Below are 6737 nucleotides of genomic sequence, written 5' to 3'. Positions count from 1 at the left end.
CACGACGCTCCGCGCTGCCGTAGACGGCGGCCAGCGAAGCGCCGATGGCAACGTAGATAGGCACCTGTTGTTCGGCGCCAGACCCGGTGCCGCGCCGCTGCTCCCAGCGGGTCGAGCGGCCGGTGGCAACATCCTCCATGTGGATCTCGAAGGTGTAGAAGTTGCGGTAGTCCTCGAACTGGGTGAAATCCTTGTCGGGGTCCTCGAGCAGCGCCTCGAGTGCGACGATCGTATCCTTGTGCGGGAAGTCATCGGGCACGTCGCCCCGGAACAGCATATCGAGCGCCTCCGGAGAGGTTTTGGCGATCTCGATGATCTTCAGGATGGGCTGGAATTCCACCATCTGGGTGCGATGGAATGAATATCGCTCGTTATGGAACGGATGTGCGTAGAGGCTACGGTTCAACGATTGCAGCTCCCGCTCCATCTTTCCGATCCGGGCCGTGAGCGCGTTGATGAACTCGCCGCGCAGCAGGGTAGAGGCCTTTTCCGCCGCATCCCGCGCCTGCCTTTCGTACTGGCGCAGCTCATTGGATTCGATATCCGAGATCAGCTGCTCCATCCATGGCTTCACCTCCCGCAGCGGCTCGCTTTCCGCACCGACCTGCGAACTCATCCCGAACTGGTCGAAGTAATCGTAAAGAAGCTCGCGGACCCGTCGCTCGATCCGGGCGCGCTCGTTGTCGGACACATTCGCATCCTTCAAGGCCTTCTCGGCGATGGCCCGGTGTTTCTCAGCGAAGCCCTTTTGGGCTGCGGCATCGAGGCGGTCGCGGTAGACGGCCCTGCCTTTCGCGGTGGAGTAGAGTGGGAAGAACTTGCGGTATATCGACCGGGCGACCCTGAGGTTGAGTTCGGAGCCGGGCACGTTCTCGCCCTCTCCGAGCCTCCTCTCCGCCGACCTGACCTCGCCGTCATGCTCGCCGAACGCCTTCTGCTGTGTCTTTCTCTCCTCCAGCCTCTTCTCCTTCAGCTTTTGCTGCGCCCTCTTTTTGTCGCGAAGCCCGCCGTCCCCCGCGCCGTCGAGGGCATCGAGCCTGGCCTGAGCTTCAGCGACCTCAGTCTGCGCGGCCGCGAAGGCGGCCGCGCAAGCCCCCAGATCATTACGTCCCTCGCAGATGTTCTTCAGAGCGGCAAAAGCCTGCTCCGCGGCATGGGCCTCCTTCCCCTTGTCGATCAGGATCCGACCCAGCTCCTCGGCCTGATCCTGCAGGGATCGCAGGGCGTTCGCCTGGGCTGCCTTTCCGATCTTATACTGCGAGGATTCGATCCAGCGATGGCTCCGGACGAGTCCGTCGTCGTAGAGGCCGTCCTTCATTATCGCCCGGCCGGGCCTGTTGAACTGGTCGAGCGTGTCGGCGAGACGGACGTTGCCGTAGCGGCGCATGATGAAGGCCATCGCGTCCGGATCCTGGCTCCGGAAGATCGAGGGGAAAGTGCCGCGCTCCGGCTTGGCCCTGAACTGCTCGAGCTTGTTTAGGCTCACGAGCGATGCATGGCGAAACTCGCGGCGACCTTCCTTGAAGATTGACGTGGCGGCGCTGATATCCGCTCTGTCCACGAACACGGCTTCCCGGTCGCGACCGAGGAGCGCCTCGGCGGCTCCTACCCACTCGGGTTCGGCGACTTCGATGATGTCGCAGAGTACGCGCGGGACCATTCCACCCTGCCGCAGCCTGCGGCAGAGGAGTTCAGTGTCGTCGCCGAGATAGGCGCGCGCCCCTCCGGCGGCGTGCTGTCGGATCCGTTCGAGCACCTCGTCGCGCCTGCCGCGGAGGCCGGAAAGCTCCGCGATGATCCTTTGACGCGCTTCGTCGATCTTCGGCAGCCATTTGGCGCCGCTTGCCGCGAAGGACTTCTCGGCCGCGGTGACCTCGTCGGAGACGCCCCCGATGTCGGCCCCGGCGGTGGCGGTCAGAAGACGCTCAAGCGCAGGAACGAAGTCCTCGAAACCGTCCGCGCACATCGCGCGTAGCGGCTCCAGGCGACGGATGTTCTCCATGCGAGCCTTGAAGTCCGCCGAGGCGCGGTGCGCCGCCTGCCCGGCCACATCGGCGGTCTGCTGCAGGGACTTTCTGCCGGTCTTGGCATCGTGCTCGGCGATCGCGGCCGTGAGGCGTTCGATCTCCTTATCGATGGCCTTGACGTCGTCGTCGATGAATTCGAGTTCTTTTGCTGCGGCGTCCCGGCGCGCCATCTCGGTACGCCGCTTGGTCTTGAAGTCCAGGTTTGTCGCGCGCGCCGCGAGCCAAGTCGCGCGTTTTGCGACCCATTCCTCCCTGAACTTGGTCTCGAGCGCCTCTTCAAGCGCGGCGAGGACGCCCCGAAGCGCCCTTAGGGCTTCGAGCCTGAGGCGCATTTTCCGGATGGTCTCGCTGATGTTGCGGTATGTCTGGATCGACTCGCGCAGCTCCTTGATGCCGATCGGACTGTCCTCGAGGATGTAGTTCCGCACGAACTGCGTCGCCGTCTGGTTGTGATCGAGCGTCATCGCGTTGACGATTGATTTCTGCAGGGCGCTGGCGTTCTGTTCGCCAAAGGACGAATGCGGCAGAAGATGGCGCATGTACTCGCGGACATAGTCGCTCGCCCGGTCGCGATGATTGACGAAGTTGCCTTCGCCGACCGCTGCGACGATCCGGGCGCGCACGTCCTCCCACTGCGCCGGGAATTGCGACTTTCCTCGCTGCTCGATGAAGTCCTTGGAGCTCAGAACGGTCCCGACGGCTACGAAGAGTGCCAGCACGGTCTCCCTGCTGTCGGACTTGCGCGCCTCGAGCGCCATGCCGATCGTGACCGGTGACCGGGCGCCTTCCGTGTCTTCGAAACCGAGCGCGATGTAGGTGCGCGCCTCGTCGCGCCGGCGCTGATCTTCGCCGAGCGTCCCAAGGCAGTAATCGACGACGCTGCGCTTCGAGCCGCTGCGCGATTTTCCGCTATCGCCGGCGACCGCGTTCAGGCGCAAGAACCGCCGGCTCCCGCCGGTGAGAACGACCTGTGCCATGTCGAGGATTGTGGATTTGCCGGACCGGTTCTCGCCCAGGACCCCGACGTGTCCCCTCACGTCGATGTCGGCGACGTCGAATAGGTGCCAGTTCACCATCGTCAGGTGGCGTAGCTCCATCATGCCTCGTCTCCTGCGGGCTGCGGAAACCGCGCCTCCTCGCTACGGACGTAGCGCTCGAGCCGTTGGAGGGCATCGCCGCCACTGATCAGCTTAATCATCGGACGGATCCTGATCTCGCAGTCCTGCTGCTCGTCGTCAAAATCACCGATCTCGACCAAACTGCGTTGGGCGACCTCGCGCAGGATGTCCCGGAACCGGGCGGCCGAGATCGCGCCACCGCCGCCGTGTTGCGCCATCTCGCGGTAGCGATCGAACAGGTCGTTCAAAGTGGCCACTACGACGGCCCGGTCCTCGACTGCTCCGACGTTCACCTCCTGCTGCCAGTATGCCGCCAGCACCAGCATGACGATGGTTTCGTCGAGCTTCATCCGGGGCAGCGGCACGTCCTCGTCCATGGCGACGATGCCGGCCCACTGCGCCTCCGGATCGCGGTGGACGCGGTATCCGCAACTATCGAAGAAGCCGTCGACCACGTCGCGGAAGCGGCCGTCCATGATCGTGTTGTAGACTGTCCCGGTCCGGGGGTCTCCCGCGAACACGAACTGCCGCCGTAGCAGGAAGTGCTGCGCTTTGCGGAGGTCGGCTGCCTTTTCCGCGCCGAAGGAGCGCTCGACGTTTTCGAACTCACTGAGCATGAGCCGCCCTCGCCTTCCGGAGTGCGCCCGATCGCTTGACCAGGAAGTTGGCGCAACGGAGCCATTCGCTGTCGTGTGGGGGCGTGTCGGGGCACGGTTCGAGTTCGAACCCGGCCGCGACCTGCGCCGGAACCTCGCCTGTCAGCGCATATCGGCGGGCGCAATCGAAGGCGAGAAAGTCGTCCACGGTATCGATTTCCATGAAGCGGGCTTCCCTGGTCGCGAATGGCGGCACCTGGCCCTCGAGGAATCGTCTGACATCCTCGGGGCGGGGCGCGATGCGAGCGATGTACTCGAGGCGGAGCTTCTTGCGCAGTTCATACAACGGATCCGACGGCGGCTCGGCGAGCTCCCTTGCTTCGACGGGACGGCGCGGCTGCCTGGCCGGCGCCTGATGGTGCTCCGACCAGGGCGACCGCAGCGGCTCGATGCTCCATTCGATTGTCGCCTTGTGGTGCCTGCCGTCGCGCAGTAAGGCATCCAGGCGCCGCACCAGGTCGCCGGCCCGGCCGACGAGTCCCTGCCCGCCCCGCTCGGCGTACTTAATGGTGTTGCGGACCCGGGCTTCGAGCTGCCTGCGGAAGGCCTCGATCCTGTCGAACATCTCCCCGATCTGATCGAAGATGCTTTCGATAGCCAGCAGGTCGTCGGCCGCGGCCATTCGACCGTCCTCGATGTCGGCTGCCATGCTGGAAGCTATGTACTCCTCGGCGAGGACCTGCATGGTTTCCGGGCTGTAGGAGATCCTCCGCGCGAGATCGACGATGGCGTCGCGGAAGCGGTATGGATGGTTGACGGTGAGGATGGACTCGAAATCCTTCAGCAGGAGCTGTTCGATGAACTCCTCGAAAAAGGCTTCGAGCCGGGTAGCGACTGTTTTCGACTCCATGACGGTCCGTCGGACGCGCTTCAGGTCGGCCAGAATGGCCCGCAGACTCTTAGTGAACTGGTCGGCCTGATTGCGCGCCTCGCGGACGGCGAGCGCGGCTTCGCGCTGCTTGCGGTCGGTGATCTCAGGCCTCAGTTTTTCGACGGCCTCCAGGTTGAGGCGGATTTGCACGATCAAGCCGCCGAATCGCTGCGAGAGATCCTTGTTGAGGCTCGCGAGCCGTTGCAGCACGAGCAGCGGTCCCATAGCCATGTCCACAGTGACGCGAAGCCCGTATTCCTCCTCTTCAAGCCATCCCCAGACGAGCAGCCGGGCGTATAGTTGTCGGGCAAGACCGAGCGCCTTGTCGCCCTTCTCGGAAGCGAGCGCGACGTCGGCCTTCCGGATCCGGCGGCGTCTCGCGGAGATCATTTCCGGCAGGCTGCCGAAATCATCGCCCTCGTTCCAGAGGACGGGGTTGGCGCGCATGACGTCGTAGATGGCGTGGACCACCTGCTGCGGCGTCGGGAACGACGGCGCGCCTGAAAAGAAGCGTTCGTGCAGATCCAGCAGACACGCTGCGTACAGGTGCTTGTGATCGCGCGAAAAAGCTAAAAAGGCGTCGTCATGCAAATGGCGGAACAAGGTCAATGACGCGGCTCCTGGGCCCGACCTCATCCTGAGTTGGCGGCACTAAATGCACGGCCTGCCGGGCAAAATGTTAGTGAGAGTGGGTCTTGAAAACACAACCGGAAGATCAGTTCTTAGTATGTTCTAATATAGCTTTCCAGCTCAATCGCTGTCGAGACTCCAAAGGTCCGATCGGAGCTAGTGTCCGGTCTCAGATCGGGAACAATCCGGCCTCAAGTCATTGAATTTGTTGTTGTTACTATTGCGGCAAAATGGATACAAGGAGTTGCTTGGCACGATAGTGATACGAACGTTCGACATGTCGAGGAGGCTCTCTCGCCCACCGGCAGATTCGAGCCCAGCTCTACATCGATCATCAGCTTTAGCTTTTTAGTAATTTCAATATGCCTAGTATACGCGAAAGCGTATGATCTGTAGATATTCGCGGTCGCGTATATTGACAAATTATACGCGTTTGCGTATCATGCCTTTATGGATACGATTGCCCGCACCCCCCAGCAAATCGGCGCCGGGATCAGGCGCTACCGGCGGCAGAAGAAGCTCACCCAGGGGGACCTCGGTGAGAAGATGCATGCGCGTCAAGCGACGGTCTCGAAGCTGGAGGCCGGTGAACCTGCAACGCAGCTGCGCATCTTGATGGATGCGCTGGCCGCGCTCGACCTCGAGCTGGTCATCCGGCCGCGCACCAAATTGACGGCTGAAGCGATTGAGGATCTGTTCTGATGGCGCGTCGTCGCCCTGCCCGTGCGCCGCTCAACGTCTACCTCAACGCACGGCTGGTCGGGCGGCTGCGGCGCGAGAGCAGTGGCGCAATCGATTTCCAGTATGACAAGCAGTGGCTCGCGTGGGAAAATGCCATCCCCGTTTCCGTGTCGCTGCCATTGCGGGAGGATCGTTATATCGGCGATCCCGTCGTCGCTGTTTTTGACAATCTTCTGCCCGATAATGACGACATCCGCCGACGCGTCGCCGAACGCGCGCATGCTGATGGCGCCGATGCTTACAGCCTGCTCTCCGCCATCGGCCGCGATTGCATCGGGGCGCTGCAATTCCTTCCCGACAGTGCCGCACCCGGGGGCGCCGGCGCCATTGATGGCCGCGCCGCTAGCGATCAGGAGATCGCCGCCATTCTCGGCAACCTTGCCAGCAATCCGCTCGGCATCGGCCCCGACCAGGACTTCCGCATTTCTCTCGCGGGCGCGCAGGAAAAGACAGCGCTGCTTTACTGGAAAGACAAGTGGCACGTGCCTCATGGCACGACCGCAACTACGCACATTATCAAGCCGCAGATCGGGAAGTTGCCGAACGGAATCGACCTGACCGGCAGCGTTGAAAACGAGCATCTGTGCCTTGAGCTGGTTGCGGCACTCGGCTTGCCTGTCGCCAAATCAAGCATCATCGATTTCGCCGGGCGCCGCGTGCTCGCAGTTGAGCGGTTCGATCGCATCTGGACGCG

At 62.8% G+C, this 6737-nt stretch carries 5 protein-coding genes; 2 read left to right on the top strand and 3 right to left on the bottom strand.

Annotated features, from left to right (window positions below):
* The 3 genes from IC50_RS35450 to IC50_RS35440 form a co-directional block, all read right to left on the bottom strand.
* Positions 1–3127 (bottom strand): SbcC/MukB-like Walker B domain-containing protein (locus IC50_RS35450; RefSeq protein WP_035716072.1); only part of this gene is annotated, 3127 nt, incomplete at its 3' end.
* Positions 3124–3762 carry a DUF4194 domain-containing protein gene (locus IC50_RS35445; protein WP_011084789.1) on the bottom strand — a complete coding sequence of 213 codons (639 nt, stop codon included), beginning with the start codon at positions 3760–3762 and terminating at the stop codon, positions 3124–3126. The genes IC50_RS35450 and IC50_RS35445, both read right to left, overlap by 4 nt.
* Positions 3752–5263: a Wadjet anti-phage system protein JetA family protein gene (locus IC50_RS35440; RefSeq protein ID WP_224516874.1), complete on the bottom strand. Its 1512-nt coding sequence runs from the start codon at positions 5261–5263 to the stop codon at positions 3752–3754. The genes IC50_RS35445 and IC50_RS35440 overlap by 11 nt, the downstream gene beginning before the upstream one ends.
* A 489-nt stretch (positions 5264–5752) precedes the next feature.
* On the opposite strand from IC50_RS35440, the gene IC50_RS35435 reads away from it, so the two are divergent.
* Entirely contained in the window at positions 5753–6004 is a 252-nt protein-coding gene (locus IC50_RS35435; protein WP_011084786.1) for a helix-turn-helix domain-containing protein, read from the top strand.
* The coding region (locus IC50_RS35430) for a HipA N-terminal domain-containing protein (RefSeq protein ID WP_035716067.1) at positions 6004–6737 on the top strand (734 nt) is incomplete at its 3' end. The genes IC50_RS35435 and IC50_RS35430, both read left to right, overlap by 1 nt.

It is taken from the genome of Bradyrhizobium genomosp. I (2014) (genome assembly GCF_000261685.1).
In the GTDB taxonomy this organism is placed as follows: Bacteria; Pseudomonadota; Alphaproteobacteria; order Rhizobiales; family Xanthobacteraceae; genus Bradyrhizobium.
This window is presented reverse-complemented; position numbering and strand designations above follow the sequence as displayed.